The organism is Clostridium sp. D33t1_170424_F3 (assembly GCF_015667585.1).
GTDB lineage: Bacteria > Bacillota > Clostridia > Oscillospirales > Acutalibacteraceae > Anaeromassilibacillus.
The window spans coordinates 16,488-42,921 of record NZ_JADPEG010000017.1; the positions used below are offsets into that span (position 1 = coordinate 16,488).

32 protein-coding genes are annotated in these 26,434 nt (G+C 51.6%); 19 read left to right on the forward strand and 13 right to left on the reverse strand.

The features are described 5' to 3' along the window. Window positions 1-7: 7 nt before the first annotated feature. The 5 genes from I4V53_RS11335 to I4V53_RS11355 all read left to right on the forward strand — a co-directional run bounded on the left by I4V53_RS11335 (window position 8) and on the right by I4V53_RS11355 (window position 3,789). Window positions 8-754 (forward strand): SipW-dependent-type signal peptide-containing protein, encoded by a 747-nt coding sequence (locus I4V53_RS11335; RefSeq protein ID WP_195985809.1) that lies wholly within the window; start codon window positions 8-10, stop codon window positions 752-754. Window positions 755-893: 139 nt separating this feature from the next. Beyond that, window positions 894-1,673: a TasA family protein gene (locus tag I4V53_RS11340; protein ID WP_195985810.1), complete on the forward strand. Its 780-nt coding sequence runs from the start codon at window positions 894-896 to the stop codon at window positions 1,671-1,673. Between the two features lie 117 nt (window positions 1,674-1,790). Next, window positions 1,791-2,357, forward strand: coding sequence for a hypothetical protein (locus tag I4V53_RS11345; RefSeq protein ID WP_195985811.1), 567 nt, complete (start codon window positions 1,791-1,793; stop codon window positions 2,355-2,357). A 35-nt stretch (window positions 2,358-2,392) separates the two neighbouring features. Further along, a complete protein-coding gene (locus I4V53_RS11350; RefSeq protein WP_195985812.1) occupies window positions 2,393-3,181 on the forward strand; it encodes a signal peptidase I in 789 nt (262 codons plus the stop codon). Between the two features lie 65 nt (window positions 3,182-3,246). Beyond that, the gene (locus I4V53_RS11355) at window positions 3,247-3,789 is read left to right on the forward strand and encodes a hypothetical protein (protein ID WP_195985813.1); all 543 of its coding nucleotides are present in this window, start codon (window positions 3,247-3,249) and stop codon (window positions 3,787-3,789) included. 131 nt (window positions 3,790-3,920) lie between these two features. Here I4V53_RS11355 and I4V53_RS11360 read toward each other — a convergent pair whose 3' ends face one another. The 5 genes from I4V53_RS11360 to thpR form a co-directional block, all read right to left on the reverse strand. After that, entirely contained in the window at window positions 3,921-4,502 is a 582-nt protein-coding gene (locus tag I4V53_RS11360) for a hypothetical protein (RefSeq protein WP_195985814.1), read from the reverse strand. Window positions 4,503-4,748: 246 nt separating this feature from the next. Further along, window positions 4,749-5,093 carry a phenylpyruvate tautomerase MIF-related protein gene (locus tag I4V53_RS11365; RefSeq protein WP_195985815.1) on the reverse strand — a complete coding sequence of 115 codons (345 nt, stop codon included), beginning with the start codon at window positions 5,091-5,093 and terminating at the stop codon, window positions 4,749-4,751. A gap of 27 nt (window positions 5,094-5,120) precedes the next feature. Further along, entirely contained in the window at window positions 5,121-5,411 is a 291-nt protein-coding gene (locus I4V53_RS11370; RefSeq protein ID WP_195985816.1) for a GIY-YIG nuclease family protein, read from the reverse strand. A 20-nt stretch (window positions 5,412-5,431) separates the two neighbouring features. Continuing rightward, complete coding sequence (locus I4V53_RS11375) at window positions 5,432-6,319, reverse strand: SPL family radical SAM protein (protein WP_195985817.1); 888 nt, start codon at window positions 6,317-6,319, stop codon at window positions 5,432-5,434. A 67-nt stretch (window positions 6,320-6,386) separates the two neighbouring features. Beyond that, window positions 6,387-6,914 (reverse strand): RNA 2',3'-cyclic phosphodiesterase, encoded by a 528-nt coding sequence (gene thpR / locus I4V53_RS11380; protein ID WP_195985818.1) that lies wholly within the window; start codon window positions 6,912-6,914, stop codon window positions 6,387-6,389. Window positions 6,915-7,437: 523 nt separating this feature from the next. Between thpR and I4V53_RS11385 the strand changes: the two genes are divergently transcribed. Further along, complete coding sequence (locus I4V53_RS11385; protein ID WP_195985819.1) at window positions 7,438-8,631, forward strand: aminotransferase-like domain-containing protein; 1,194 nt, start codon at window positions 7,438-7,440, stop codon at window positions 8,629-8,631. A gap of 203 nt (window positions 8,632-8,834) precedes the next feature. Here the strand turns inward: I4V53_RS11385 and I4V53_RS11390 are convergent, their stop codons facing one another. The 3 genes from I4V53_RS11390 to I4V53_RS11400 form a co-directional block, all read right to left on the reverse strand. Beyond that, entirely contained in the window at window positions 8,835-9,662 is an 828-nt protein-coding gene (locus I4V53_RS11390; RefSeq protein WP_195985820.1) for an undecaprenyl-diphosphate phosphatase, read from the reverse strand. Between the two features lie 118 nt (window positions 9,663-9,780). Next, entirely contained in the window at window positions 9,781-10,530 is a 750-nt protein-coding gene (locus tag I4V53_RS11395) for an alpha/beta hydrolase (RefSeq protein WP_195985821.1), read from the reverse strand. Between the two features lie 318 nt (window positions 10,531-10,848). Further along, window positions 10,849-11,787: an AraC family transcriptional regulator gene (locus I4V53_RS11400; protein ID WP_195985822.1), complete on the reverse strand. Its 939-nt coding sequence runs from the start codon at window positions 11,785-11,787 to the stop codon at window positions 10,849-10,851. Window positions 11,788-12,059: 272 nt separating this feature from the next. Here I4V53_RS11400 and I4V53_RS11405 point away from each other — a divergent pair, with 272 nt between their 5' ends. Continuing rightward, window positions 12,060-12,524 (forward strand): pyridoxamine 5'-phosphate oxidase family protein, encoded by a 465-nt coding sequence (locus tag I4V53_RS11405; protein ID WP_195985823.1) that lies wholly within the window; start codon window positions 12,060-12,062, stop codon window positions 12,522-12,524. Window positions 12,525-12,585: 61 nt separating this feature from the next. On the opposite strand, the gene I4V53_RS11410 is transcribed toward I4V53_RS11405, so the two are convergent. The 5 genes from I4V53_RS11410 to I4V53_RS11430 all read right to left on the reverse strand — a co-directional run bounded on the left by I4V53_RS11410 (window position 12,586) and on the right by I4V53_RS11430 (window position 16,487). After that, window positions 12,586-13,503 (reverse strand): SufB/SufD family protein, encoded by a 918-nt coding sequence (locus I4V53_RS11410; RefSeq protein WP_195985824.1) that lies wholly within the window; start codon window positions 13,501-13,503, stop codon window positions 12,586-12,588. Window positions 13,504-13,505: 2 nt separating this feature from the next. Further along, window positions 13,506-14,228 carry an ABC transporter ATP-binding protein gene (locus tag I4V53_RS11415; RefSeq protein ID WP_195985825.1) on the reverse strand — a complete coding sequence of 241 codons (723 nt, stop codon included), beginning with the start codon at window positions 14,226-14,228 and terminating at the stop codon, window positions 13,506-13,508. Between the two features lie 194 nt (window positions 14,229-14,422). After that, window positions 14,423-14,932: a GNAT family N-acetyltransferase gene (locus I4V53_RS11420; protein WP_195985826.1), complete on the reverse strand. Its 510-nt coding sequence runs from the start codon at window positions 14,930-14,932 to the stop codon at window positions 14,423-14,425. A 73-nt stretch (window positions 14,933-15,005) separates the two neighbouring features. Beyond that, the gene (locus tag I4V53_RS11425) at window positions 15,006-15,215 is read right to left on the reverse strand and encodes a hypothetical protein (RefSeq protein ID WP_195985827.1); all 210 of its coding nucleotides are present in this window, start codon (window positions 15,213-15,215) and stop codon (window positions 15,006-15,008) included. Between the two features lie 204 nt (window positions 15,216-15,419). Beyond that, entirely contained in the window at window positions 15,420-16,487 is a 1,068-nt protein-coding gene (locus tag I4V53_RS11430) for a sporulation protein (RefSeq protein ID WP_195985828.1), read from the reverse strand. 150 nt (window positions 16,488-16,637) lie between these two features. On the opposite strand from I4V53_RS11430, the gene I4V53_RS11435 reads away from it, so the two are divergent. The 12 genes from I4V53_RS11435 (at window position 16,638) to I4V53_RS11490 (ending at window position 26,427) form a co-directional block, all read left to right on the forward strand. Then, window positions 16,638-16,898, forward strand: coding sequence for a YabP/YqfC family sporulation protein (locus I4V53_RS11435; RefSeq protein WP_286167128.1), 261 nt, complete (start codon window positions 16,638-16,640; stop codon window positions 16,896-16,898). Window positions 16,899-16,934: 36 nt separating this feature from the next. Continuing rightward, on the forward strand, window positions 16,935-18,110 hold the full coding sequence (locus I4V53_RS11440; protein ID WP_195985829.1) for a sporulation protein YqfD: 1,176 nt from the start codon (window positions 16,935-16,937) through the stop codon (window positions 18,108-18,110). Window positions 18,111-18,238: 128 nt separating this feature from the next. Continuing rightward, window positions 18,239-19,198, forward strand: a complete 960-nt coding sequence (locus tag I4V53_RS11445; RefSeq protein WP_050697405.1) for a PhoH family protein — start codon at window positions 18,239-18,241, stop codon at window positions 19,196-19,198. Window positions 19,199-19,207: 9 nt separating this feature from the next. Next, on the forward strand, window positions 19,208-19,717 hold the full coding sequence (gene ybeY / locus I4V53_RS11450) for an rRNA maturation RNase YbeY (protein ID WP_195985830.1): 510 nt from the start codon (window positions 19,208-19,210) through the stop codon (window positions 19,715-19,717). Window positions 19,718-19,719: 2 nt separating this feature from the next. Then, window positions 19,720-20,205 carry a diacylglycerol kinase family protein gene (locus I4V53_RS11455; protein ID WP_195985831.1) on the forward strand — a complete coding sequence of 162 codons (486 nt, stop codon included), beginning with the start codon at window positions 19,720-19,722 and terminating at the stop codon, window positions 20,203-20,205. Between the two features lie 13 nt (window positions 20,206-20,218). Further along, complete coding sequence (gene era / locus I4V53_RS11460; RefSeq protein ID WP_207747901.1) at window positions 20,219-21,154, forward strand: GTPase Era; 936 nt, start codon at window positions 20,219-20,221, stop codon at window positions 21,152-21,154. 282 nt (window positions 21,155-21,436) lie between these two features. Continuing rightward, window positions 21,437-21,604 carry a hypothetical protein gene (locus I4V53_RS11465; protein WP_195985832.1) on the forward strand — a complete coding sequence of 56 codons (168 nt, stop codon included), beginning with the start codon at window positions 21,437-21,439 and terminating at the stop codon, window positions 21,602-21,604. Next, a complete protein-coding gene (gene recO, locus I4V53_RS11470; RefSeq protein ID WP_195985833.1) occupies window positions 21,555-22,316 on the forward strand; it encodes a DNA repair protein RecO in 762 nt (253 codons plus the stop codon). Before I4V53_RS11465 ends, recO begins: the two co-directional genes overlap by 50 nt. A 20-nt stretch (window positions 22,317-22,336) precedes the next feature. Then, the gene (locus tag I4V53_RS11475; protein WP_195985834.1) at window positions 22,337-22,780 is read left to right on the forward strand and encodes a GNAT family N-acetyltransferase; all 444 of its coding nucleotides are present in this window, start codon (window positions 22,337-22,339) and stop codon (window positions 22,778-22,780) included. 26 nt (window positions 22,781-22,806) lie between these two features. Then, a complete protein-coding gene (locus tag I4V53_RS11480) occupies window positions 22,807-25,167 on the forward strand; it encodes an endonuclease MutS2 (RefSeq protein WP_195985871.1) in 2,361 nt (786 codons plus the stop codon). A 41-nt stretch (window positions 25,168-25,208) separates the two neighbouring features. Further along, the gene (locus I4V53_RS11485) at window positions 25,209-25,622 is read left to right on the forward strand and encodes an EamA family transporter (RefSeq protein ID WP_195985872.1); all 414 of its coding nucleotides are present in this window, start codon (window positions 25,209-25,211) and stop codon (window positions 25,620-25,622) included. A gap of 127 nt (window positions 25,623-25,749) precedes the next feature. After that, a complete protein-coding gene (locus tag I4V53_RS11490; RefSeq protein WP_195985835.1) occupies window positions 25,750-26,427 on the forward strand; it encodes a hypothetical protein in 678 nt (225 codons plus the stop codon). Window positions 26,428-26,434: the final 7 nt, after the last annotated feature.

Below are 26,434 nucleotides of genomic sequence, written 5' to 3' on the forward strand. Positions count from 1 at the left end.
AAAGCCGATGAGACATCGTAAGAACAATTTGATTTTATCCGTGGTTGCCGTATTGACGGTGGCCTCGCTTTTAGCCGGTGCGACAGCCGCATGGTTCACCGATACGAAAGAAGTCTCAGCCGATTTTGAGGCGGGGATTCTGGATGTGGAACTCAGCGGCTTGGAGCAGGATCCGGCGGGTACGGAAGTGACAGTGGAAGAACTGTCCTTTAAAAACCTCCGTCCCATGAAGTTGGAATCTTTTAATGCATTGGGAAAGGATCAGGCTGCGGGAAGTGATTCCAGGCAGTTTCAAAAGATTCAAGTTACCAACGCAGGTTCCCTTCCCGTTTATTTCGCATTTCAGTTGGAAGAGCAGACACCTCCCGAGGGGGAGACGCTCTCCGTTTGCCCCAATACATTTGGGGGCGTTCAGAAGCCCGATGATGAGCATCTGGCTCTTCTCTGCCATAATGATCTGAAGGATCGTCTGCAGGTTTTACTGTATACCGAAGAGGGAGAGCAGATTGCAGATGTGGACCTGATGCAGGCGCCGTATGGAAAAGAAGAAGCACAGCGCATTCTGGTTCCAGCCGGTGAAAGCAAAACGTATTATTTAGGCGGCTATCTTCCGGAAGATACTCCCAATTACGTGGAGCTGCCGGAGGGAGATAATGATTACAACATGTACAACGGCGGGCATTATCATGCAAAACTGGTTGCAGTTGCCTGGCAGGTGGATGCAGGAGCATCTTCGCCGTCCCTGCCCGATTGACCGGCTTTCAGTTAGAGTGGATTTTCAGCCGCCTTGGTTGTACCGGCAAACATTTTCCAGGCCGCGCGGACTTGCTTTTTACACCAAAAGCAAGTTCATAAACCCAATACATATTAAAAAAGCTTAGGAGGAAAAGATTATGACAGCGAAAAGAAAACTAGCGATGTCCGGTGTAGCAATCATCACAGTCCTGACCCTCGTGGCGGGCGCCACAATGGCATGGTTCACTGACACAGAGAAGGTGGACGCAAACTTCAGCGCAGGTGTGCTGGATATCACCGCCGGTGAAGAAGGAAAGGATCTCGACTTTACGAATCTCCGTCCGATGAAAGACGAAGCGGCTTTCCTGGAAGAAGTCGAAGCAGTGTTGGACAATCCGAACTATTATGATGACAAGGGTTACGGTGAGTTTACGCCGGTCTATGTGCAGGAGTTTGCAATTTCCAATAAGGGTACTCTGCCGGTTAACCTGAAGCTCAAGATTGATGACAGAGAGCCAGATGGAAACGATACGGTTCCGGGTATCAAAGACAATGGTGTTGGTGGCGTAGTAAATACGCAGAGAGAAGTCCCGTGTAACAATGAACTTGGCAAAGTTTTTGATGGCAGTGCCTTTATTGATGAAGACAATGATCTGTTGAAGTTTGTTCTGCTGCAGAAAGTAAAAGTCAGCGATGGCGTATACGATTATAAAAAAGTTGAGGATTTAAGCATTGCCCAGCTGAAGAGTGGCTATCAGTTGTTGGGCGAAGATGGCAAAGTACTGGTTTTGCCGGCAGGTGAGACCGTGGAAAGCACCTATGCACTGGGCGCTTATCTCGACAGCGAGACTGGCAACATGTATCAGGGCAAAGAGTATCATGTCACTATGAGCGTTCTGGCTTCTCAGACAGATGAAGGCGCAACTTTTGCAGAATAATTGAATTTTCTTGGTTTACAGTGTACAATTATACTGTAAATGAAATGATTACCGGCGTGCCGGGGCAAACTGCCCCGGCATACCGGCTTATCGTGTTTATAAAGGGGGAGGGGCAAATTGACCAAATTACTGAAGGAATCCTGGCTGAGCCTCATGCTGGTTTTTGTTATTCTGGCGACGGTGTGTGCGGCGACTTTTGCGTGGAGGGAAGACGTTGAGCAGACGAACCTCACAGCGGAAGCGGCAACCTTAAATGTGAAACTGGATTTCGCCAATGAAGAACCCGACCCAGGCATATTAAATCTGACTGCATTGCAGGAAGGCCAGACTGTGCAAATCCCATTTTTTATGGAAAACAATTCTGACGTCCCGGCCAAGGTGTATTTTATCGTCAACAGTGATCAGACGGATCTTTTAGATCAGCTGGATTTCTCTATTGAAGCGAACGGCGAAGTTCTGGAAGAGACAGACGAAAGCGGCTTCTTTGTAGCGGAGATTGAGAAGGCGGAAGAGGACGCGGATCCTCTTGCGTATTCACTGATCGTAAAGGCAAAAGAGAATGCAGATTTGACCGGATGGGAAGCGGATACCGTGCGGCTGTTTATTACGGCGGACGTACAGTTTACCGACGCTTCGGTTCCCAGTGTAAAGGATTTATACAGCATAGAGGACTCGGAGGAATAATTTCTGCAAAATCATCAGAATGAAGAGGCTTTTCCATGATGGCAAACTTGAAAAAAATTGGTTCTGTTGTTCTTAAAATTTTAAATGCTTTTTTCCTGGTTTTGCTGGTGGTCCTTCTGGTGGTTTTGATTTATCTGGCAGTTGGTTCGCGTAGTTCCGGATTGCCGTTTTTGCAGAGTTTTAAGATTTTTACGGTCATGAGCGGTAGTATGGAACCGACGCTGAACGTCGGCGGCGTAATCCTGGTAGAGAAGGTGGACACCTCCGAATTGCAGGAAGGGGACATTATCACCTTCCTTTCCAACGATACGGCTTTAAACGGTAAGGTGGTCAGCCATAGAATTATCCAGGTGGTTGAAAACAATAATCTTACCATGTACATAACAAAGGGCGACGCAAATGAATCGCGGGACGACGCGGCTGCCATTCCGGAGAATGTCATCGGCCGTGTAATATTTCATGTGCCTTATTTGGGTTATCTTTTAAATTTCATGAAAACCAAACAGGGATTTTTTTGTATTCTGCTTTTACCATGCATGATTATTCTGCTGATCGAAACAATTGGTTTGATGAAAAACTTCTGGGCGTATATGGATGAGCGTAAGGCCTTAAAGGAACAAAACGGAGAAGCACCGGAAGAGGACAAAGATGCCACTGAGTCAGAAGCGGACAAGGGCGAAGCGGGGAAGAAAGGGATGGAAACGGATGCTCCTGAACCTTCATCTTCGGAACCGATTGCACCGGATAGGGAGGCGGAGGCCTCAGCGGAGCTGCCCGCTGTGTTTGTTAAGGAAGAACAACCAAAAGAAGACAATGACCTTTAATTCATTAGAGGTGCAGATAGATTTGGTCGAACCATAAAATCAGATATACAAGGAGTGTGGTCACCATGAGAAGGAAAACGATAAAGTTGTCGGCTGCCGTTGTGTTAAGCGCGGGTATTCTGCTTTCACTTGCTGCGGGTATCACGTATGCAACGGAGACAGAACCGTATGGGGACCATCAGGAACTGCAAATACCAGTTTATGAGGAAAGTACCGATGTTTGGACCGATTACGTGGAACCGGCAGATTTGGACGAGTTAAAAGAAGCGGTGAAGAATCCGGAAACAGCAGCGATTTCTGTAAACGCAGAGATAATCACTGGCACCGTTACAATTAAAAGGCCGGTTCATTTGGATGTGATCGGATATGATGAACTTTCTTCGTCAAAGCAGAAAAATGTTAAGATAAAGCTGGATCTTTCTGAAAAGGTCGGTGGCTTTATGGTCGTTCGTGGATTACCGAGGGAAAAGGTCGAAATAATCGATCAGGGAACGACGGTTCTCTATTGGGAGCAGCAATCCAATGCTCCGTTGGAAGAAGAGTCCACACCATCGGAGACAAATGCGGAAATGGAAGCGGCTGCATCCTCGGAGGCGGCAGCACAGTAAATGATATTTGATACTTAAAAATGATAAAGCCGTCTGTCCCAACCAATGGGACAGACGGCTTTATTTTTCATGGATTGTAGCAAAGCTTTCCTCAACGTGAATTCTCAAATAACTTGTTAATGTATCTATTTTCATTTTTCAATAGGTAATTTTTCTTTTATATTTTTTAAGTATTCCTCCATACATTTCTTTAACTCGAAGTCGTCACTCTTTTTAGAAAGAAGCCTATTCGTGTAAATTGTCGCTATAAAAAGGACTATAGCAACAATTAAAATTGCTATGTCCATATTCGGAAGATTTAAACCATATTTTCCAAATGTAACAATAAAAAGCGATACCAGAGAAAGACAGGATAAAAGCGTGGAACTCCATCTATGGACAATCCAACTAAACTCCTTGTTTTGCTTGCTAATTAATTTTTTATAATTATCAAATTTATGAAGACTTTCCCAATGAATATCATCGTTTTGTTCCTCAAAAAAAACTTGTATGTATGCAGATACTTTTGTTATCTGCCACCAAAATCTATTTATCATGGCCTGAAATACGATTAAAACAATAAATGAAGCTAAAAAAACCCAATTATAACTAAAACCTATCGTGAACAAAGCGACAAACGAAACATACATGGATATTGTACAGTTTGTAACTGAATCTTCTGAATTTAAAATTTCATTCCTTATTGCCTCATATACGATCATATTTTCTTTCATCTAAATTACCTCCCTAGTTCGCTCATACCCATTGAAGGGACTTTTTTGTTTTTCAGTTTTTAAATTGATGACCGCAGTTAGAGCAAGCGCTTAACTTTAAATTTCATGAAAAATACCTGCTGTAGAACTGTCTTTTGATCCGGGTATCGTTCATTGACGGGTAGTTTTGATTGTACCTTTCCAATATTGACGGGCTGAACAACAGGCGGAATATTTTATTATTTTGCCGTGAGGATAACCGCTTATTTAAAAATTGTTTCCGTTCCATCCCCAATAGGCTGTTTCCTCGTATTTTACATAGATGCGGGAGGGCTCAATATGCAAGTGTTGATTTAGAATATCGGTTATGGCGGCAGTCATTTTTTGGTAAGCATCGCCATTTGCTTTGCCGTATATTTTAACCTCCACAAAAGCCGCAGGAATTTCGCCGTTTCCCTGGAAATAAATACTGCAATTGTCTTCAAAGGTAAGCATCAGCCAATTTTCGCTTTTCCCGGGAATGAGACTGATTGCTTTTCCAAGCTCTGTTTTTATGGCTTCTTTTTGATCTGCCGAAATTGGCACATTGGCTTTTGTTTGAATGCAAGGCATAGAAAACCCTCCCGTTTTTTGTTTTTGTCAGTATACCATATTTTTTCCAGCAGATTCAAGGGGAAGTGCAAGTCGCTTTTGCTTTTTCACCAGTTGTTCCTTTTGGGTACGGGTCAGCCGTTTTATTTGGGCTTCCCGGCGCAGCGCCTCGGAGCGGTTTTCTGCTGTTTCCCAATAGACCAGCTTTACAGGCAGGCGGGAGCGCGTATATTTTGCGCCCTTTCCAGTGCTGTGCATGTGCAGCCGGTTTTGCAGGTTGGTGGTCCAACCGGTGTAAAATGAGCCGTCCGAGCACTGCAGCATATAGACAAAGTTCACGGTCAAGATACCTCTCTATGTTAAAAAAATGTCAACTGGCTGTTGGCGTAGCCCTGTTTATAGGCGGAAATAATGTCCCGCATTCGATAGAGAATCCCGGCGCGGTCGCATGCGTCCGCAAATTTATGATACAATGCGGCTGCCCGTGGACTGGTGCAGCGGTAACGGTCCCCATATTGTTTCATATAGCGCTCCTTCAGGTTTTGTCCGGGAAACCGTTCCTCCAGCTTCTGATAGTACCAATCCCGCTGATTCTGCCGGAGCGTCATGCCAAAAGCAGGATAGATGAAGCGGACGCCGCTCTCTTGGGCCAGCTGCACAATGGAAAGAACATTTTCTTCATTGTCCTCAAGAAAAGGCAGGACCGGCATTAAAAGAATCCCGCAGAAGATTCCGTTTTGTGCAATGGTTTGCAAGGCGGCAAAGCGTTGGGAGGAGGGACAAACGCTTGGCTCAATCTGTTTGCAGAGCTTGTCGTCTGAGGTGGTAATAGTCATTTTGATCAGAACCGGAGCCTGCTCCTGAATTTCTTTTAAAATATCGAGATCGCGCAGAATCAAGTCGCTTTTCGTGGCAATGGCGCTGCCAAAACCGTAAGCGCTGATCAGTTCCAAAGCGTGGCGCGTTAATTGCAGTTCCTTTTCAAACGGATTGTATGGATCGCTCATGGCGCCTGTTCCCACTACGCCGCTGCGCACTTTCCGGCGAAGGTCATTCCGGATCGTTTGTAAGGCATTTTCTTTGGCGCGTACTCGGTCAAACTGATCGATCCGATAGCATTCGCTTCGGCTGTCGCAATAGATGCATCCATGGCAGCAGCCTCGGTAAATATTCATATTGTAATCCAGGCCGAACCAATTGGGATCTTTGCTCCGGGTAATAATGGTTTTAGCGGGTACATATTCCATGCTGTTTCTCCTGCCTTTTTGATGTGTCCATATCTTATCATAAAAGCCGGACATCTTGGCGTCATATTTACAAAGATTTGGCGTAAATTTCCGTATAGACCGGTCGGCCGTCTATTTGCTCTGATTTCATCAGGTGAATGGTACGAATGATCGCCTGTGTGGACGGGATGGATTCAAAAAAATTTTGAAAGTCGAACGATTTGTCGACAATGACCTTCCGTCCCAGCGTCAGGTGCGGTTTAAAAGGACGGTCCTCAAAGTTAAAACCGTTTGTGCGGAGCGCGCAGAGCAACTGTTTGTGCAGAGAAGAAAGAGGGGCGCTTTCCTGTATGCCAGCCCAGTACAGAATGTCGCCCTCCTGTTGGAATTTCCCTGCACCCTGAAGCGTTATGGAAAACGATGGTTCCTGTATGGCTTCCATTGATTGGACAACGTTTTCAACGCGATCTGTTTCCCCAAGAAAGGCCAGCGTGAGATGCAGATTTTCCCTGCTTGTAAAATTGCCGGAGCAGGAGGCATCCTTAAGAGATTGGACAGCGGTGCAGAGCGCATCCAGCATGGGAGAATCAAATAAAAGTGCGATAAACAGACGCATATTGCTTCCTCCGTAAATTTTTCATTGACAGAATTTGTGTTTTCTGCTATATTAATAAAAATTACATAGTATACAAGCACAGACGAGGAGTAGTACAGGTCCTGCCGAAGCACAGAGAGAAGATGGTTGGTGGAAATCTTCCTGAGGGGGACGCGGCGCATTTGCCGCAGGACGGCGCCGTCTTTTGGAAGTAGCCTCCGAGCTTTGGACCGAACGGGTTTTCTCAGTAGGCTTCAACGGTTTCCCCCGTTACAGGGATACGGTATCGGAGTTTTCCTGTACCGGAGAGTGCGGAGAATTTCTCTGAATTTAGGTGGTACCACGGATAATACTTGTCCGCCCTAAGCTGATGATCGGCTTAGGGCGGTTTTTTGTTATGTTATGAAAATCGCACGAGCTCTGGTTGTAACAAAAAATCCTTTTTTACCGGGTCAACCGCAAGTACTTAAAACAGGTAAAACGCAACAGTTTTTTATTTGCCAACCCGCCTTGGAACAGGGCAGACAATAAAGGAGATGTCAAGATGAACTGGAAACTTGCAAGAAGAATGGATCATTTAAAGGCCTCTGAAATTCGGGAAATTTTAAAGGTGACAGAAGACCCGGAAATCATATCGTTTGCGGGTGGATTGCCTGCGCCGGAACTCTTTCCGGTTAAGGAAATCGGCCAGGTGGCGCAGCTCACGCTGGAGCAGTATGGCGCCCAGGCACTGCAGTATACCACAACAGAGGGTTTCCTGCCGCTGCGTAAATGGATTGCGGAGCGCATGAACCAGCGGCTGCAGACCTGTTTTGGCCCGGATCATATTTTGATCACCCATGGTTCGCAACAGTCTCTGGACTTGTCCGGAAAGGTTTTTCTGGATGAAGGGGACGTCGTTCTGTGTGAGTGTCCGACCTATTTGGCGGCAATCAGCGCGTTCCGGGCTTATGGCTGCACGTTTGTCGAAGTGCCGACCGACGATGAAGGCATGTTGCCGGAGGCTTTGGAACAGATTCTGTCCGCAACACCCCGCGCAAAACTGATCTACGTCATTCCGGATTTCCAGAATCCTACGGGGAGAACCTGGAGTCTGGAACGAAGAAAAGCGCTCGCCGCCCTATCGGAAAAATACCAGGTTCCGGTTCTGGAAGACAATCCATATGGAGAGCTGCGGTATGAAGGCGCGTTCCATCCGTCGGTCAAGGCGTTTGATCAGTCGGGCTCCGTTCTTTGCTGCGGAACCTTCTCTAAAATATTCTGTCCCGGATACCGGATTGGCTGGATTGCCGGGGATCGCGAAATCATTCGGAAATTTGTGTTGGTCAAGCAGGGGACGGATTTACAGTGTAATACGTTGGCTCAAATGGAGATTTATACCTATTTGCAGCAGTGTGATATCGATGCCCATATCGCCAAAATCCAGGCGGTTTATAAACGCCGCCGGGATTTGACCATTCAATTGATGGAAGACTGTTTCCCGGCGAATGTGCGGTTTACACGCCCGCAGGGCGGGTTATTCTGCTGGATTGTGCTCCCGGAAGGAACCAGTGCCCGCGAACTGCTGACAAAATGTCTGGCGCAAAAGGTCGCGTTTGTGCCCGGCGATTCGTTCTATCCCAATACCGGACGGGAGAATACGTTCCGCATCAATTTCTCCAACATGCCGGAAGAACGTATTCAGCAGGGCATTCAAATTTTGGGCCGGGTTCTGCGTCAGGAGCTTGAACAGGGATAAAGTGATGGCAGCATACCCGGTATTTGGCCGGTTGTATTTCATCAGGAGATAACCATTTTCTGCATTGTTTGTGCGCTTCCATGTTCTCACGGCTGTTGAAAGAGTTTCTTCCGTTCAAATTGCAGGATTAAGAATAATTAAAATGTATCGCAAAAGAAAAGTCAGAGAGCGCAAAATGCGTCCTCTGACTTTTTACGAATCCCTTACCAGGCAAAAATCAGGAAGTATAAAAGTACCAAAGCGCCCAAGCCGATCCGATAGTAGCCAAACGCTTTGAAGTCGTGCTTTTTGATGTAACCCATCAGGAACTTAATCGCAAGAATAGAGACAATGAAAGCGACAACCATACCGGTAATCAGAACGGCAATTTCCATGCCAGTATAGACAAATCCAAATTTCACCATTTTCAGAAGGCTTGCACCGAACATTACGGGAATTGCCAGGAAGAAGGTAAATTCCGCCGCGACGGTGCGGGAGGCGCCGATCAGGATCGCGCCCAGAATGGTTGCTCCGGAACGGGAGGTACCGGGAATCAGCGATAAAACCTGAAACAGGCCGATCATCAGGGCGGTTTGATACGTCAAATCCGGAAGGCTTTGAATACGCGGTTTTTTGCTGCGGTTCCGGTTTTCTACGACAATGAACAGAATACCATACAGAATCAACGTCACGGCTACCGTGACATAATTGTAAAACAGTTCATCAATTTTGTCGTCAAACAGGATGCCGATGACAGCGGCGGGCAGACAGGCGACAATCACTTTTGCCCAGAGGGACCAGGTTTCACTCTTTTGCAGCCTGGTCTTTTTGGGAGACAGCGGATTCAGCTTGTGAAAGTACAGGACGACGACCGCTAAGATCGCGCCCAGCTGGATGACCACCCGGAACATCTCCATAAAGGCAGGGGAGACGTTCATTTTAATAAATTCCTCTGCCAGAATCATGTGCCCGGTGCTGCTGATGGGCAGCCATTCGGTAATTCCCTCAATGATACCCAAAAGAGCGGCTTTTAGAATTTCCAATAAATCCATTTTGTTTCCTCCTGAATTGTGATGTACAACAGCGAAACTGCTGTTTATGGCGCGGCACGAAACTATAGAAAAATATGCGGCGATTTTACACAACATGCGGCCTTTTCGCAAACGGGAGCTATGACAATGGGAAAAAGAATTGCATGGCACGGTGAACTGCCTGATTCCAGAAATACCATTCATGGCTGCCGCCAAATTCCTCATATTGGTAAGCAAACCCCTGGGTTTGCATCGCTTTCGAAAAACGACGGTTCATATCCAACAAGAAATCCTGTGTGCCGCAGGCCGCGTAAAATTTTGCCTGTGGAGACTGTTGGGCCGCCTTGCCTATCATTTGAAACAGGTCGTGCTGGGCGATATCTTCGTAATTCACGCCAAACAGGCCTTGCAGTTCCGCGTTGTTTTGCCCGGCCACTTCCACCAGCTTGTATATATCACAGCATCCGGAGAAGGAGCCGCAGAAGCCGAAGACATCCGGCCGCAGTAAACCACATTCCAGAGCACCGTAACCGCCCATAGAGAGGCCAAATACGCCGGTTTCTTCCCGGGACGGGGATAACCGCAGAAGATTGCGGGTTAGTTCGGGCAATTCTTTGGAAAGATACGTAAAATACTGCTGGCCATATTTCATGTTGATGTAAAAACTGCGCGCGCCGTCGGGAAGAATGAAGACTGTCTGGTACTGCTCTGCGAGAAGGGAGAGCTGTGCGTTGTAAGCCCAGCTGCTGTTGTTGTCCGTCAGGCCATGCAGTACATAGACGGTGCGGTAGGGCCGGTCGGTCAGAAGCTTTTTTCGTGGGGAAATAATAGTGACGGACGTGTCCATTCCCAGTATGTGCGAGTAAAAGTTTCCGGTCAATGTTGCCAAATAAACGCCTCCTTGCGATGTGAGACAGTGTAAACAGGTGTGTTGTGTGAGGACACCTGACCCCTATTATACTATGGACAAGTCAAAAAATGAATAAACAAAATAAAAAATAGCTGCGTTTTACGGTTTCTGAGTGCTTTGCCATTCAACCGGCAGAAAAGGATTTTTTGTTACGAACAGAGGTCAAAAATCCCTTTCAGTTTCAATAAACAGGACCAGTAAAATGGGACATACCCCTATATAGGAAAATATGAACAGGACCAGTTGTGTCGACAGCACAAACTGGTCCTGTTTAAAAACTGAGAGGAAGTTATACGTTTATGATGCGGAGACGTGCGGCGTCGGATCCAATTCCTCGGAAGGTGAAAGGTTTTCCGCACGGATCTTGACGGAAGAGGCGTATTCGGTAGGCGTCATCCCCGTGACCGCCTTAAAACGCCGCGAGAAATAGTGGATGGTGGAGAACCCCAGGTTATGCGCAATTTCTGTAAAATTGTGCCTTCCTTCCCGGATCTGCTGCTTGGCAGCTTCAATCTTCAGTCCGCAGAAATATTCCATCACACCGCCGCCGGTTTTGGCACGGAACATTTTTTGCAGATTGGAGCGTCCAATCAGATTATCCTGACAAACGTCGTCCAGCGTGAGGCTCCGGTTGACGTTGTTTTCCAGGTAAGTAATAATCTTGGTCAATATGTCCTGATTGGCTTTTTCCCGGATAGAAGAGGTGATCTTTACATTGGCGTTAATAATATTGCCTTTGCGGATCAGAGCGATCAACATCTGTTCCAGACTGATTTTGATCAGCTGTTCCGCTCCGAACGGGACGTTTTCCCGGCGTTCCAGACGGTTGATGTAGGGATCGTTCAAGGGGCTTGCGTAGGTGTTCCGCGCTTCCCGGATCACGCTGGCCAGCAACATGCTCTCCGCATCGCTGACGCGCAAAATCTTCTGCTCAAAAAAACGCATGGCAGGGGAATGGCATGAAAAATCGATGACAATAAGATTGGGCGCGCTGGTCCCGTTTGCCCACAGACTGTGAAATTCCATCGGCCTGTGAAAGATAATGTCCCCTTTTTTGAGAAGGTAGGTGGAAGGTCCCGCGGTTACTTCCACTTCCCCTTTATCCACATAGAGCAATTCCCAAAAATCGTGCACTTCTCCCGCGAAGAAGAAATCGCGCGTGTATTCAAAATAATGGATCGATACAAACTCATCAATGACAAGTTCCTGCGTAATCTTTGTATTGAGATACTCCATGGCAATCACCGATTCCCTACTGTTCAAGATTTAGTATTAAAAAATGGGATTAGGTGCACAGTTGTATAAATATGTTTATATTTTAGACTAAAAATAAAATGAAATCAAGTGCTTATTATAGAAAACAACAGGATATTGTGGGGGATCGTGCAAGTTAATACATTCATTGGATGACTGATAAAGACAGACGGACGGAAAAACGGTTCCATTTTCCAACATTTTGTATTATGATAGAAAATATTACAGGAAAATAAGAAAAGAGGAATTTTAATATGACGCCTGAAGAAAAGGAAAATGAGCGATATCAACTGGCGCTTTCTGTTCTGGAGCAATGTGAATACGCCGTTTTAGCCACTGTGGATTCAGAAGGGAACCCGTATTGTATCCCCATTTCTCCGGCCTGCCTGAATGGCGCGGTCTATTTTCACTGCGGCCTGAGGGGGCAAAAGCTGGAGTATATACGAAACCGTCCACAGGTCTGCTTGACAGGGGCCGCGCATGTGCGCCAGGTGCAGGACAAATATACCATGGACTTTGACTCCTTTGTTCTGCATGGAACGGCGGAGATGATCGAAGATAGGGAAGAAAAGATTGCCGCGCTCCGTGCAATATCGGAGCGTTATGCGCCGGACCGTCTGGATTTGTTTGAAACCATCATGGCACGTTCTCTGGACAAAACCGGCATCTGTAAAATTACACCGGTTAAACTGACCGGAAGGCGTAAAAGAGCGAAGTAAATGTGAAGAGATAAAGACCCTTACCCCAATAAAAGTGGGGTAAGGGTCCTTTTACATTTTGTTATTCCAGGAATCCTTCTACAATGCGGTTTTCCGCTTCTTTTTCCGTTAAGCCAAGCGTCATCAGCTTGACGAGCTGTTCACCGGCAATTTTGCCGATGGCCGCTTCATGGATCAGAGCCGCATCCACGCAATTTGCGCTGATCTCCGGGATGGCGCTGACTGATCCGTCACCCATGATGATGGCGTCACATTCGGAGTGGCCCGCGCATTTTGCGTTGCCGTTGACCTTGGAAAGAAAAAGCTGTTTGGAGGAGTCTTTGGCGACAGAGCGCGAAATCAGATGCGCGCTGGAATCTGTGCCGTTTAAATCCACCTCAAAGCTGGTTTCTGCATACTGGCTGCCGTGCGTCATGATTTTTTCCTTAATAACCAGCTTCGCGCCGTCCTGCAATACCGCTTTGGAGAAGCGCTTGGTAGAATCTACCCCCTCGATCTGGGTGGTTTCCATCTCCATGTAGCTGTTTTCATCGGCCTCGATGTATGTCTGCGGGTTGATAATACGCTGTCCGTCTCCTTCACCGATGCCGATGTGCTTTTCCAAATAGAGGACACGGGCGCCCTTTTCCAGGAAGAAACGGTGGATGCCGTCGTGTTCAGCGGTGCCGCAGCCGTCGGAATGGACGCCGCAGCCTGCGACAATCGTCACGTCTGCATTTTTCCCAATATAGAAATCGTTGTAAACCAGATCTGTTACATCGCTGTGTGTGACCAGCGCCGGAATATAAATTTTTTCATTCTTTGTATTTTTCTTTACAATAATGTCAATGCCGGGTTGATCGGTTTTGGATTCAATCCGGACGTTTTCCGTTGACTGGCGTCCGGCACAACCGCTGTTTTCACGAATATTAAACGCGCCCTGCGGTTCGCCTTTCCAGTCGGCGACCAGCTCCAAAAGTTTTTTTGCAATGCGGTCCATTGTCAACCCACCTCCTTCGGGCAGAAACGGCAGGTATCCGTGCCGCCGAGCAGCTTTGGCAGAACCTCTTCACGCGGGCCCTGTGTCAGAACTTTTCCGTCGGAAAGCACGACGATTTCATCGGCAATTTCCATAATGCGTTCCTGGTGCGAGATGATGATAATGGACGATCCCTGAATCCCGTTGTGCAGTTTGCGAAATACCTCAATCAGGTTCTGGAAGCTCCAGAGGTCGATTCCCGCCTCCGGCTCATCGAAAATGGAAAGCTGTGTACCGCGCGCCATGACCATGGCGATCTCGATGCGCTTGATTTCGCCGCCGGACAGGCTCGCGTTGACCTCACGGTCGACATAATCGCGCGCGCAGAGACCGACCTCGGACAGGTATTCGCAGACCCCGGCGGTGGTCAGTTTCCTTCCTGCCGCCAGAGTGATCAGGTCGCGCACCTTGATGCCCTTGAAACGGACCGGCTGCTGGAACGCATAGCTGATTCCAAGGCGGGCGCGGTCGGTGATACCGCTCTGTGTGATGTCCTGTCCGTTAAAGTAAATCTGGCCGGACGTGGGGGAAAGGATACCCGCCGCCACCTTGGCAAGGGTGGATTTACCGCCGCCGTTCGGCCCGGTGATGACGACAAATTTGCCGTCGCCAACGGTCAGGGAGACATCGTTTAAAATATCTTTACTGTTCTCTACATGCAGAGAAATATTTTTAAGCTCTAGCATTGTAACCTCCTCAAAGCCTGCAAACAGAGGCTTTGTATGCTATTCATTCAATGACGTTTTGTGGTTCGCTGAGGTTATTATACCATGATCTGCCATAAAAGCAACGCGCTGCCATTTAAAATATACAAATTTGGTATATTTAATAGGAAGCCGAATGAAACTGCCGAAAAGTATGTGCGAAAGGTAAATCCTCTTTAATGTGTGGAACCCTCCGCAGCGGCTTGCAGCGTTTCTCCGGCCAGGCGGTAAGTTGTCCAGTCGCTCATGGGAACAGCGCCCATTGTGTGATAAAAGTCGATGCTGGGTTGGTTCCAGTCCAGGCAGCACCACTCCAAACGTCCGCAGCCGCGCTCCACGGCGATGGCTGCCAGCTTTTGCAGCAGCGCCTTGCCGACGCCCAGCCCGCGCTTGTCCGGCTGCACAAAGAGGTCTTCCAAATAGAGGCCGGCACGTCCTAAAAAGGTGGAGAAATTGTGGAAGAACAGGGCGAATCCGGCCGGTTCCCCGGCGTATTCTGCGATAAGCACCTCCGCCTTGTGTTTTTCAAACAACCATTCCTTCAGAAGTGCTTCCGTTGCGACTACCTGATCGCTCATCTTTTCATATTCCGCCAGGCCTTTGATAAACCAAAATATGACGGGGATGTCCGCTTCCTCCGCGCAGCGCAGGACCAGAGCGGAATCGTGTGATTGTTGTTTGTCCATATGGAACGCTTCCTTTCCTGACAAAAAGTAAGGCCGACTGCAGAGTTTGTTCTTCTGCAGCAGCCTTTTGTGTTTACAGTTTAAAATCGTCCGGGTCGTACGCGCGCAGGGGAGGCAGATTTTGCGGCGTGCGCTTCAACGGGTCGTAGGAGAAGCTGCGGCATTCGCCCTCCGGAGTCCGATACTTGCCCAGCTGGCAGACACAGGCGCCGTCAAAATCGGAGCTGTGCACACAGTATTCGCACCGCACTTCTATATCCTTGCGGAAAAACTTTTTGATCATTCCCTTCAAGTCAGCTTCTGTCCTTTCTTTGTTGTAAATCTTTCTTATGTGATTATAGCAGAGGCGTTTTCAAAACGCCATACCTTGGAGCAATTTCAGAAAATAAGATCGGCCGTTCAGCAGTCCGGGAAGCCTGTAGCATCGTTGTTGTTCTTGCCGCAGTCTTTCAAATCTTCTTTGTTGTCCTTGATCACGAATATCAATCTATAATACGTTTCCGTGCGCCGGTACGGAGTCTTTCCGCGTTTGAAAGAGAAGCAGGACGCAAAGCGCCAGGATAGCGATTGCGGCGGGTACAGAGCCGGCCAGCGACGCGTGCAGTGGCGCGCTGGTATTGCTGAAGACCGAGACGCTTGCCGGGAACAACTGGCAAAGCCCAAAGGTGATGCTTCCCGCGAGAAGACCGTGGAGCAGGCGAAACAGCATGAAGCGGGGCAGGCCGATCGGGATGCCGGAGATGGAAGAAAGAATCTGGAAATGCACGCAGATACCGCCCCAGCCGATGGCAAAGGAAAAGATCCACAGGGGAAATTGCAGGCTGGCGGCGTCGCTGCATCCACCGGTTACCTCCAGCAGAACGGAAAGGAAGCCGGAGGCACAGGGATCGGTGACAAAAATGCGCAGTAATGCGAGCAGGACCGCAAACAGCACGACAAAGCAACACATGGAAAGCATGGAGCGCGCCGCATCCGATGCGGAGCAGATCAATGCCTCCGCCGCGCCCATGCGGCTTCCGCCGCTCCTTTTTGCGGAGAAATCCCGCTTGACGCCGATACTGCACAAAACACCCAGGAGAAGAGAGGCCAGCAACTGGGAAACGAGCAGGATAATCCCGGCTTCCGTGCTGCGCAGCAGGCTCGCGCCGACGACGCTCAGGACAAACGCCGGACCTGCGTTGACACAGAAGCAGAGCATGCGCGCCGCCTGCTCCGGCGTGATTTCCCCTTCCTGGCAGAGGGCGGCGATGGCGCGCGCGCCGACGGGATAGCCGCCCACCATGCTCATCACGATGGCTGCCGCCGTGCATCCCGGCAGCCCGAACAAAAGCTGGCAGGGTTTTGCTGTCAGCCGCCCGATGGAAGCTGCAAGGCCGGATTTCACCACAAAGACGGAGAGCGCCATAAAGGGGAACAGGGAGGGGATCAGAATATCGATGCAGGTACCGATGCCTTTTTTGGCGCCGGCGGCGGCCTGAGAGGGATAAAACAGCAGCAGAGCGGCCACGCACAGGACGCCCAGTGGCAGGAAAAGGCGCAGCAAGCGTTTCTTCACGGAAATCCATCCTTTCAAGGGAAATGAGAAACAGTCCGACTGTTTTTCTTTCGTTCTACCGCATATATATTATCGGTGGGCAGGTATTATTTGTTTTCCTGTCTGCATACCCTTGTTAAGTAATCAATGAGGAACTTGAGGTGAGTCGGATTGGCGGAAAAAAATTCGGAGAGACGATTATCTCGCAGACTCAACAGCATGCAGATGCCCACCCATATGGAGATCAACGGAAACCGTGAGGTGATTATGGAGGGTTGCCGCGGCGTGCTGGAATATGATACCGATGTGGTGCGCATCCGTACCAACCGCATGACGGTTCGCTTCACCGGGCGCAGCCTGGTCATCAAATGCCTGACGGTGGATTCCCTGGTGGTGGAGGGGTTTATCACAGGAATCGAATTCCTGCCATAGAGCCGGGACGGAGAAAAAACGGGGAGGTCTGCAAAAATGTATCTATTACGGATCCTGCGCTGGATCATGGGCTATGTGCGGTTTACCATCAGCGGTTCGCCGGAGCGGTTTTTGAATCAGTGCGCCCGATGCGGTGTCAGCCTGTGGGATATCCGGAAGGCGGACGGGTTCAGCGCCTGCATTGCCGCGGGCAGATACCGCGACCTTCTGAGCTGCACATTCAAATCGAAGACGGTACTGCGCATCAGGGAACGGCATGGCCTGCCGTTCCGCGCATCGTTCCTGCGCAAGCGCAGGGGGCTTGTGGCGGGAGCTGTGCTGGCGTTCATTTTGATGCAGTTTTTTTCCCTGCACATCTGGAGCATCGACGTCGCGGGCAATACGACCATTCCGACGGAACAGATCGAAGCGGGCATCTATGAGATGGGCCTGAAACCCGGCGTCTGGAAGAAGGACGTGGACCCGCAGCTGTTGCAGCAGCAGATCATGGCGGCGTTTCCGCAGATCAGCTGGCTTTCCGTCAACACGGCGGGATGTACCGTCACCGTGCAGCTGCAGGAGCGCGTGGCAAAGCCGGACATCGACGGGCGCAATCAAATCTGCAATGTGACGGCAAAAACCACCGGTCAGATCATCTATATGGACGTCTATTCCGGTACGCCGGAGGTCAAGGAAGGCGATGCGGTTGTTGCAGGGCAGCTGCTCATCAACGCCGTGGTGGAAGATACCAACGGCGGCAGCACGCTCAAACATGCGGCGGGAAAGATCGTTGCCGCGACAACCCGTTCGTTTGCGGCGGAAACGCCGATGGCCAAAGAAGTTGCGGAGCCGACGGGGCATGTGGTTATCCGCCGCAGCGCCACGCTCTTTGGAGTCCGCCTGCCGTTGAGCTTTGCTGGAAAGCCGGATGGCGTCTACCGGCTGGACACGGAACAGGTAAAAATCCGGCTGATGAACGCGCTCCTGCCGGTCTCCCTTTACACCGAAACCTGGACGGAAGAAAACCGGCGCATTGTGCCGGTGACGCAGGAAGAAGCCCTCTCCAACGCCAGGCGGGATGTTGCGCGCCAGCAGAAAGAACAGATGGGGGATGCGAAGATCACGGCGGAACGGGAGCAGTTCCGCGTACAGGACGGCAAGCTGCTTTACACCGTGGAGGTGGACTGCGAGGAGGAGATCGGCGTCGAGACAGAACTTTTTTTGCAATCATGATTTTTTTATGAATTTTGCGGTCAAATTAATGACGAACGTTTTTTTGTATGCTATAATTGTTACAATCTGAATGGATGGCGCGGATGTCCCGGCAGGGCAATTTTTACTGCGCCTATGGAGCGAAAAGGATGTTTGAACAAAGAATTAATATAGACCGTATGGAGCAGGCCGTGGCGCTTTTCGGCAGCTTCGATGAAAATATCAAACTGATCGAGCACGAGTACGCGGTCGGCGTCATCGGGCGCGGTTCGGAAATCAAGGTGAACGGCGAGCCGGAGAATGTGGCGAAGGCCGTCCGGGTGATTGAAAGCCTGCTGTCCCTGATCAACCGCGGAGAGGCGCTGAGCGAACAGAATGTGCGCTACTGTATTTCTCTGGTCAACGAGGGCACGGAGGAAAAGATCGAGACACTGGCGGGGGACTGCATCTGCGTGACCTCCAAGGGCAAGCCGGTAAAACCCAAGACGCTGGGACAGAAAAAGTACTGCAACGCCATCAAGAAGAATACCATCACCATCGGCGTTGGCCCGGCAGGTACCGGAAAAACGTATCTGGCCGTCGCGCTGGCGGTCACGGCGTTCCGGGCGCAGCAGGTAAACCGGATCATCTTGACGCGGCCTGCGGTGGAAGCCGGCGAGAAGCTGGGCTTCCTGCCCGGCGACCTGCAGCAGAAGGTGGACCCGTACCTGCGCCCCCTGTACGATGCGCTGTTTGACATGCTCGGTGCAGAGACATACCAGAAATATGTGGAGCGCGGCAACATTGAGGTTGCGCCGCTGGCGTATATGCGCGGCAGGACGCTGGACGACAGTTTTATCATCCTGGACGAGGCGCAGAACACCACGCCGGAGCAGATGAAGATGTTTTTGACCCGCCTCGGCTTTGGTTCCAAAATGGTGATCACGGGGGATATCACGCAGATCGACCTGCCGGACGGACGCCATTCCGGTTTGAAGGAGGCCGTCCGGGTGTTGCGTAATATTGAAGATATTGAGCAGGTTACCTTTAACGAAAAAGATGTGGTGCGCCACAGGCTGGTGCAGGACATCATTAAAGCATATGAGAAATTTCAGGAAGGCAGGCGTTAATTGAAGAACATGGAAAAGGTAAGAGTCGTCATTGACAACAGACAAAAAGAAGTAAAGATCCCAACAGGCCTGCGGATGCTTGTGCGCCGCTGCTGCAATGCGGTGCTGCGGATGGAAGAATTCAAGGAGCCTGCGGAAATCAGCGTGACGTTTGTGGACAACAAACAGATTCAGGAGCTGAATAAACAGTACCGCGGCAAGGATATGCCCACAGATGTGCTTTCTTTCCCGATGGGCGACAACGGCGTGTACGATGAGAACCACGCCACAGGCGCCAAGATTCTGGGCGATATCGTCATTTCGATGGAAAAGGCGGTGGAGCAGGCGGCGTGTTACGGACACGGGTTGGACCGCGAGGTCGGCTATTTGACGGCGCATTCCATGCTGCATCTGCTCGGCTACGACCATGAGAACGGCGGCATCGAGCGCGTCCATATGCGCGAAAAGGAAGAGCAGGTTATGACCCAGCTGGGGCTGCCTGCCTCCAGCAGCTATGTTCTGGATGAGGATGAGGAGTAAGATTGCGTTTTATTAAAAGCCTGAAATACGCTTTTAGAGGAATCGTCTACTGTATCAATAACGAGCGGAACATGCGGATACATACGGTGGCAGCGCTGTATGTGTTTGTCTTTTCGCTCTTTTTTGAATTGTCACGGGAGCGGTATGCCCTGTTGTTCATTACCTTTGCGTTGGTGATGATGGCGGAGGTGTTCAATACGGTCGCCGAGGAGATTTCCGACTTGATGGCGCCGAGTTTTCATCCCGTGGTGCGTATCGTCAAGGATATGGCGGCCGGCGGGGTTTTGATCTGCGCCGGCTTTTCCGTGGGCGTCGGCGTTTGCCTTTTTTGGCAGCCCGCCGTTTTCCTCCGGATCTGGCGCTTTTTTGCGGACAACCCCGTGATGCTCGTTCTGCTGGCGCTGGCAACGGCGCTGGCGCTGATATACATAATCGCCGGACCGATGGGTATCCGCGATTTTTTCAAGAAAAAACATGTGATCAAGTGAGAGGGATACAATTTTGAGCGAATTAAAAAATATTAAGATCCGGACGGATGACAAAACCGCGTTTATTGCGATTGTAGGCCGGCCCAATGTGGGCAAAAGTTCCCTGCTGAATCGTATGCTGGGGCAGAAGGTAGCGATTGTTTCCAGCAAGCCGCAGACAACCCGCACGCGCATCATGGGCGTTCTGACGGAGGAAGCCGTGCAGCTGGTCTTTATCGACACGCCCGGTTTGATGAAGCCGCGCAACCGGCTGGGCGATTTTATGGTGCGCTCTGTGTCGGAGTCTGTCTCCGGCGTGGACGCCTGCCTGCTGGTGGTGGAAGCCGGGCAGCGGATTTCCCCGGCGGATGAAGAGCTGATCAAAAAGTTCCGGTCGATGGACATGCCCGCCGTGCTGGCAATCAACAAAATCGACCTGCAGCAGGATAAAACCGTCCTGATGGCGCAGATTGCGGCGCTTTCCGCACAATATGATTTTGCGGCGGTGGTGCCGGTTTCCGCTCAGACGGGCGACGGTATGCGCGAGCTGGTGGACGAGCTGGAGAAGCTCGCCATGCCGGGCGGGCACTTTTTTGACGACGATACCCTGACCGACCAACCGGAACGCGTGCTGGCGGGCGAGATCGTCCGTGAAAAGCTGCTGCGCCTGCTGGATAAGGAAATTCCGCACGGCGTGGCTGTCGCGGTGGAGCGTATGCGCGAGCAGGACAACGGGACGACGGAGATACACGCCACGATTTTCTGCGAGCGGGATTCGCACAAGGGCATCATCATCGGAAAAAACGGTTCCATGCTGAAAAAAGTGGGAACATATGCCCGGCAGGATATGGAAGCGTTTTTCGGCTGCAAGATCAATTTGCAGCTTTGGGTCAAGGTAAAGGAGGGCTGGCGCGACAGCGAGGCCGTTTTGCGCAGCCTTGGCTATGACAGCAACAGCTTTGACGCGTGAGCCGTTCATTCGACTTGAAAAAGCGAGGATTTTCCCATTTCATGCTGGCGTTGGGCCGGAAAATCCGGGCGGTTGGATCAGGCGGCGTTGTTGCTCTGTTATCCTCATTTCCTATCGGAAATTAAAATGTGGATTGAAATAACAGAGGTATATACAGATATTACCGTTCATACCCCCGCGCTCTTTTGCGAATAGTAAAAGGGAACAGATTCCGGAATTGTTTGTATGATGGAACAGAGGAATCGGGCGGACCTTTACAGGTCGGAAAAGGGGCGAATTGGTATGAATGAACATGACGAGCAGGCGGCGTGGTCCTGTTTTGCACAGACGGGGCGCGTGCAGGATTATTTAATTTACAGCCAGTGTAAGCAGCAGAACGCCGTGCTGCAGGAGGAACCCGATGGTAATCAATACGGACGGCCTGGTGATTACGGAGCGGCAGGTGGGTGAGAGCGACCGGCTTGTCACCGTCCTTACCCGGGAAGAAGGCGTGCTGCGCGCCTTTGCACGGAAAGCAAAGCTGCTGAAAAGCAGCAAGCTTTCCGCCACGCAGCTGTTCTGTTATTCCCGTTTCTCCATTTATAAGGGGCGGGAAAAATATATGATCGACGACGCACAGCCGATTGAGGTCTTCTTCGACTTGCGGCGGGATATCGGGCGCCTTTCCCTTGCCCAGTATTTCTGTGAGTTGGCCGGCGTGCTCGCTCCGCAGGAGGCCGCGGCGGGGGATTTTTTGCGTCTGCTGCTCAACGCGATGCATTTTCTGGCGGCGGATTCCCGCCCGCAGCTGTTGCTGAAGGCCGTTGTGGAGATGCGGATGCTTTCGCTGGCGGGATACATGCCCAATTTGATCTGCTGTGCGGAATGCGCCTGCTATGAGGCGGAAGAGATGTATTTTCTGCCGCGCAGCGGTAAGCTGCTTTGCGGGAACTGCAACCGGCAGAGTCCCGAGGCTGCGGTGCGGCTTTCCCCCGGGACGGTTACGGCGCTGCGCCATACGATTTACGCCGAGTTTGAAAAACTGTTCGCCTTTCGGTTGCCGGAAGCGGGACAAAAGGAGCTGGCGCGCGCCAGCGAGCAGTATGTGCTGCAAACGCTGGAACGCAGCTTCGCCACGCTGGAGTTTTACCGGCAGATGTCCAGTGCAGGCGGACAAGTTTAAAGGAGATTGACTGTTAAAGAATGATTACATACAAACAAACCCTAGGATTGGACAAAAACCCGGAGGCAAAAAGAATCCGGCAAACGGTTTTTGTGGAGGAACAGGGCTTTCAAAATGAGTTTGACGAGATTGATCCCATTGCCCGCCACGTGGTGGCGTGGGAGGACGGCAGGCCGGTCGCAACCGGTCGCGTGTTTCCAAAGGACGGCTCAAAAGAAATCTGGACCATCGGCCGTGTGGCGGTTTTACCGCCGTACCGGGGCAAAGGAATCGGCGCGCTGATTGTGCGTCAGCTGGAACAGATTGCGCGGGAATGCGGCGCACGGGAATGGATGCTGTCCGCCCAGCTCCGCGCGAAGGGCTTTTATGAAGCTTTGGGTTATACGGCCCACGGAGAGGTTTATCAGGATGAATTTTGTCCGCATATCGCGATGTGTAAGCGTGCGGACGATGTGACAGATTAAATGAGGAAAAAGCTATGAGTGAAAAAATGCAGAGGCATTACCGTGCCCTGGAGCTGGATAAAATTTTACATCTGCTGGCGGAGGAGACCTCCTGCGATGCGGCGGCGGAGCTGGCGCTGGCACTGCGTCCGGTTTCGTCGCTGGCGGAGGTACAGCGATTGCTGGCGGAGACGGACGAAGCGCACACCATGATGGCGCGGTTTGGCGCGCCGTCCTTTGGCGGGCTGAAGGATGTTTCAAATTCCCTGCGCCGCGCGGAGGCCGGAGGCACGCTGAACATGGCGGAGCTGCTGCGGGTCGCCATGGTCCTGCGTACCCTGCGCGGCATCATGGACTGGCGCGGCAAAAGCGAGGGCGTAAAGAGCACGCTGGATTGGCGCTTTGAACAGATCATGCCGAATAAGTATCTGGAGGATCGCATCAACAACGCGATTCTGTCGGAGGAAGAAATGGCCGACAACGCGTCCCCGGAGCTGGCGGCGATCCGCCGGAAGATCCGTTCGGCGTCCTCCCGCGCCAGAGAACAGCTGGAAAAGATGGTGCGCTCCCAGACGACGCAGAAGTATCTGCAGGATCCCATAATCACCATGCGCGACGGGCGCTTTGTGGTGCCGGTCAAAGCGGAATGCCGCGGCGACGTGCCCGGTCTGGTGCACGATACCTCGTCTTCCGGTGCGACGGTCTTCGTGGAGCCGATGGCGGTGGTGGAAGCGAATAACGAGGTGCGCGTATTGCTCTCCCGGGAGCAGGTGGAGATCGAGCGCATCCTGGCGGAGCTTTCCGCGGAAGCAGGCAACTTTGCGAGTGGGATTATCTCCGGCTACCGGGCCGCGGTGGAGTTGAACCTGATTTTTGCCAAGGCCAATTTGGGCTACAAGATGAAAGCCAGCATGCCGCTGGTCAACGACGAGGGGCAGATCGAGCTGAAGAAGGCCTGCCACCCGCTGATTGATAAAAACAAGGTGGTGCCGACGGACATCGAGCTGGGCCTGCGCTTCGATACGCTGGTCATCACCGGCCCGAATACGGGCGGTAAAACGGTTTCTTTGAAGACGGTCGGCCTGCTGACGCTGATGGCAATGTGCGGCCTGCTGCTGCCGGTCGCGGATAACAGCCAGATTTCCGTCTTTCAAAACGTGCTGGCGGACATCGGGGACGAGCAGAGCATCGAGCAGTCGCTTTCCACCTTTTCCGCGCACATGACGAATATCATCAAAATTTTCGATCAGGCGGACGCTTCCAGCCTGGTTCTGCTGGATGAGCTGGGCGCGGGTACGGACCCGGTTGAGGGCGCGGCGCTGGCCATGTCCATTCTGGAAGCCATCCGCAACAAAGGCGCGCGCATCGCGGCGACGACGCACTACGCGGAGCTGAAAGCCTACGCGCTGCAAACGCCCGGGGTGGAGAACGCCTGCTGTGAGTTCGACGTGACGACGCTGCGGCCCACTTACCGGCTGCTGATCGGCGTTCCTGGCCGTTCCAACGCGTTTGCAATCTCCCTGCGGCTGGGAATGGATTCGGGGATTGTGGAGCACGCGAGGGCGCTGGTATCCAGCGAAAACACCCGTTTTGAAGATGTTGTACAGAGTTTGGAGGCCAGCCGCCAGAAGCTGGAAGCGGAGCGCAAAGAGGCGGAGCGCCAGCGCATGGAGGCCGAGGAGGCCAGCCGCGCGGCGAAAGAGCGCCGGGAATCCATTGACGCGGAAGCGGATAAAGAGATGGAGCGCGCGCGCCAGCGGGCGGCGGAGCTGATTGCCCGCACCCGCGGCCAGATCGACGCCATGCTCAACGAGATGGAGGAGCTGCGCAAGAAACAAAATAAAATTCTGACGGCGGAACAGAAGGCGAAGCTGAAGTCCGGCCTGCGCAGGCTGGAGGACGAAGCGGACCCGGTCAACCGGAAGGAGGGCGAGGACTATGTGCTGCCCCGCCCGCTGAAAAAGGGCGATACGGTCCTCATTTACGACATAGACAAAAAGGGAACGGTGTTGCAGCCGCCGGAAAAGGACGGCAAAACGGCGCTGGTACAGGCCGGCATCATACAGACGCGCGTGCCGGTGTCCAACCTGCGTCTGGTCAGTGAAAAACAGGCGAAAAAACAGCAGGGAACCGTGACGCGCAGTGTCAACCGCTCCAATGTGCGGGCCGCAATGGAGCTGGATTTGCGTGGACAAATGTCGGATGAAGCCATCATCAATGTGGACCAGTTCATCGATTCCGCACTGCTGGCGGGCATCAGCCAACTGACCATCATCCACGGCAAGGGCACGGGCGCGCTCCGTGCGGCGGTACAGACGCATTTGCGTCGTCATCCCAGCGTCAGGAGCTTCCGGCTCGGCACCTTTGGCGAGGGGGAAGCGGGCGTTACCATCGTGGAATTGAAATAAAACGGGGTGTTATTGTGACACGTGAGAAGGGGAAGAAGCAGATGTGGATTCTGTTTGCGATCGGCTCGGCGGTGTTTGCGGCGCTGACCTCGATTCTGGCAAAAATCGGCATTGAGGGAATCGATTCCAACCTTGCCACGGCGATCCGCACGGTGGTGGTATTGCTGCTGGCCTGGGGGATCGTATTTGCGACGGGCTCTCAGGCGGGAATCGCCCATATTTCCGGGCGCAGCTTTCTGTTTTTAATCCTGTCCGGATTGGCGACGGGGCTTTCCTGGATGTGTTACTACCATGCCATTCAAATTGGACCGGTGTCCAAAGTGGTGCCCATTGATAAATTCAGTGTGGTCATTACGATGGTGCTGGCGTTCCTGTTCCTGCACGAAAAACTGGATTTGAAAACCGTCATCGGCGGGCTTCTGATTACAGCGGGCACATTTGTGATGATCCTGTAAGCCGTATAAAGCGGACGGGCGGTTCATAAAAATAACATGGGCGGGAGGCTCAGGCGGCGACGTACTGCCTGGGCCTCTCTTTGAAAGTAAATGAACTTCCAGGTTATGGAAAGAAGGAGGACGGTAAATGGAAGAGAAAAAGAGGAGCCGGAAAGGGCTGGTTGCTGTTGTTATCGTTTTGGCGGTATTGATCGGCGGGGTCGGTGTCACTGCTGGTCTGGCGCTGAGCGACCCGTACGCGGACGCCGTCAGCGCCGGCGTCCAGCCGGATACGACGGTGCGCAAGCTGATGGACGCCGTTTTAACGGGGGACCCGGTGATGCTCACCCGGGATGAGGTCAACGGCCTGATAGCGGAGAAGTTGGCCGCACTGCCGGCGGAGGGCATACAACTGCTGGATTTGCAGTGCGTCTCCACAAAAGAGGGCTGCGCGGAATTCTATGCGCCGGTTTCCTTCCGCGGCCTGCGCCTGCCGCTCAGCGCGCGGCTGGAACTTGGGTGTGACGGGGAAGGACTCTGGGCAAACGTACAATCCGTCCACCTCGGCCGCCTGCCGGTTCCGCCGCAGTGGATGCTTGAGGCGGTGAAAAGCGCTGCTCCGCCGGAGGTCTCTGTTGAAGATGAGAGGATTTCCATGCCGGCGTCCTTTTTCGATGAAAACATCCTGGGCGGCAGCGTCGGGCTGACGGTACAGTCGCTTTCTGTCACGGATACCGGCTTTTTAGTCGATGTGGCCGGAAACCTCGACCGCCTGGAGGAGGGAATTCGTCAAAAGCTGAGCGATTTTCTGCGTGGCAGCTATTGACAATTTT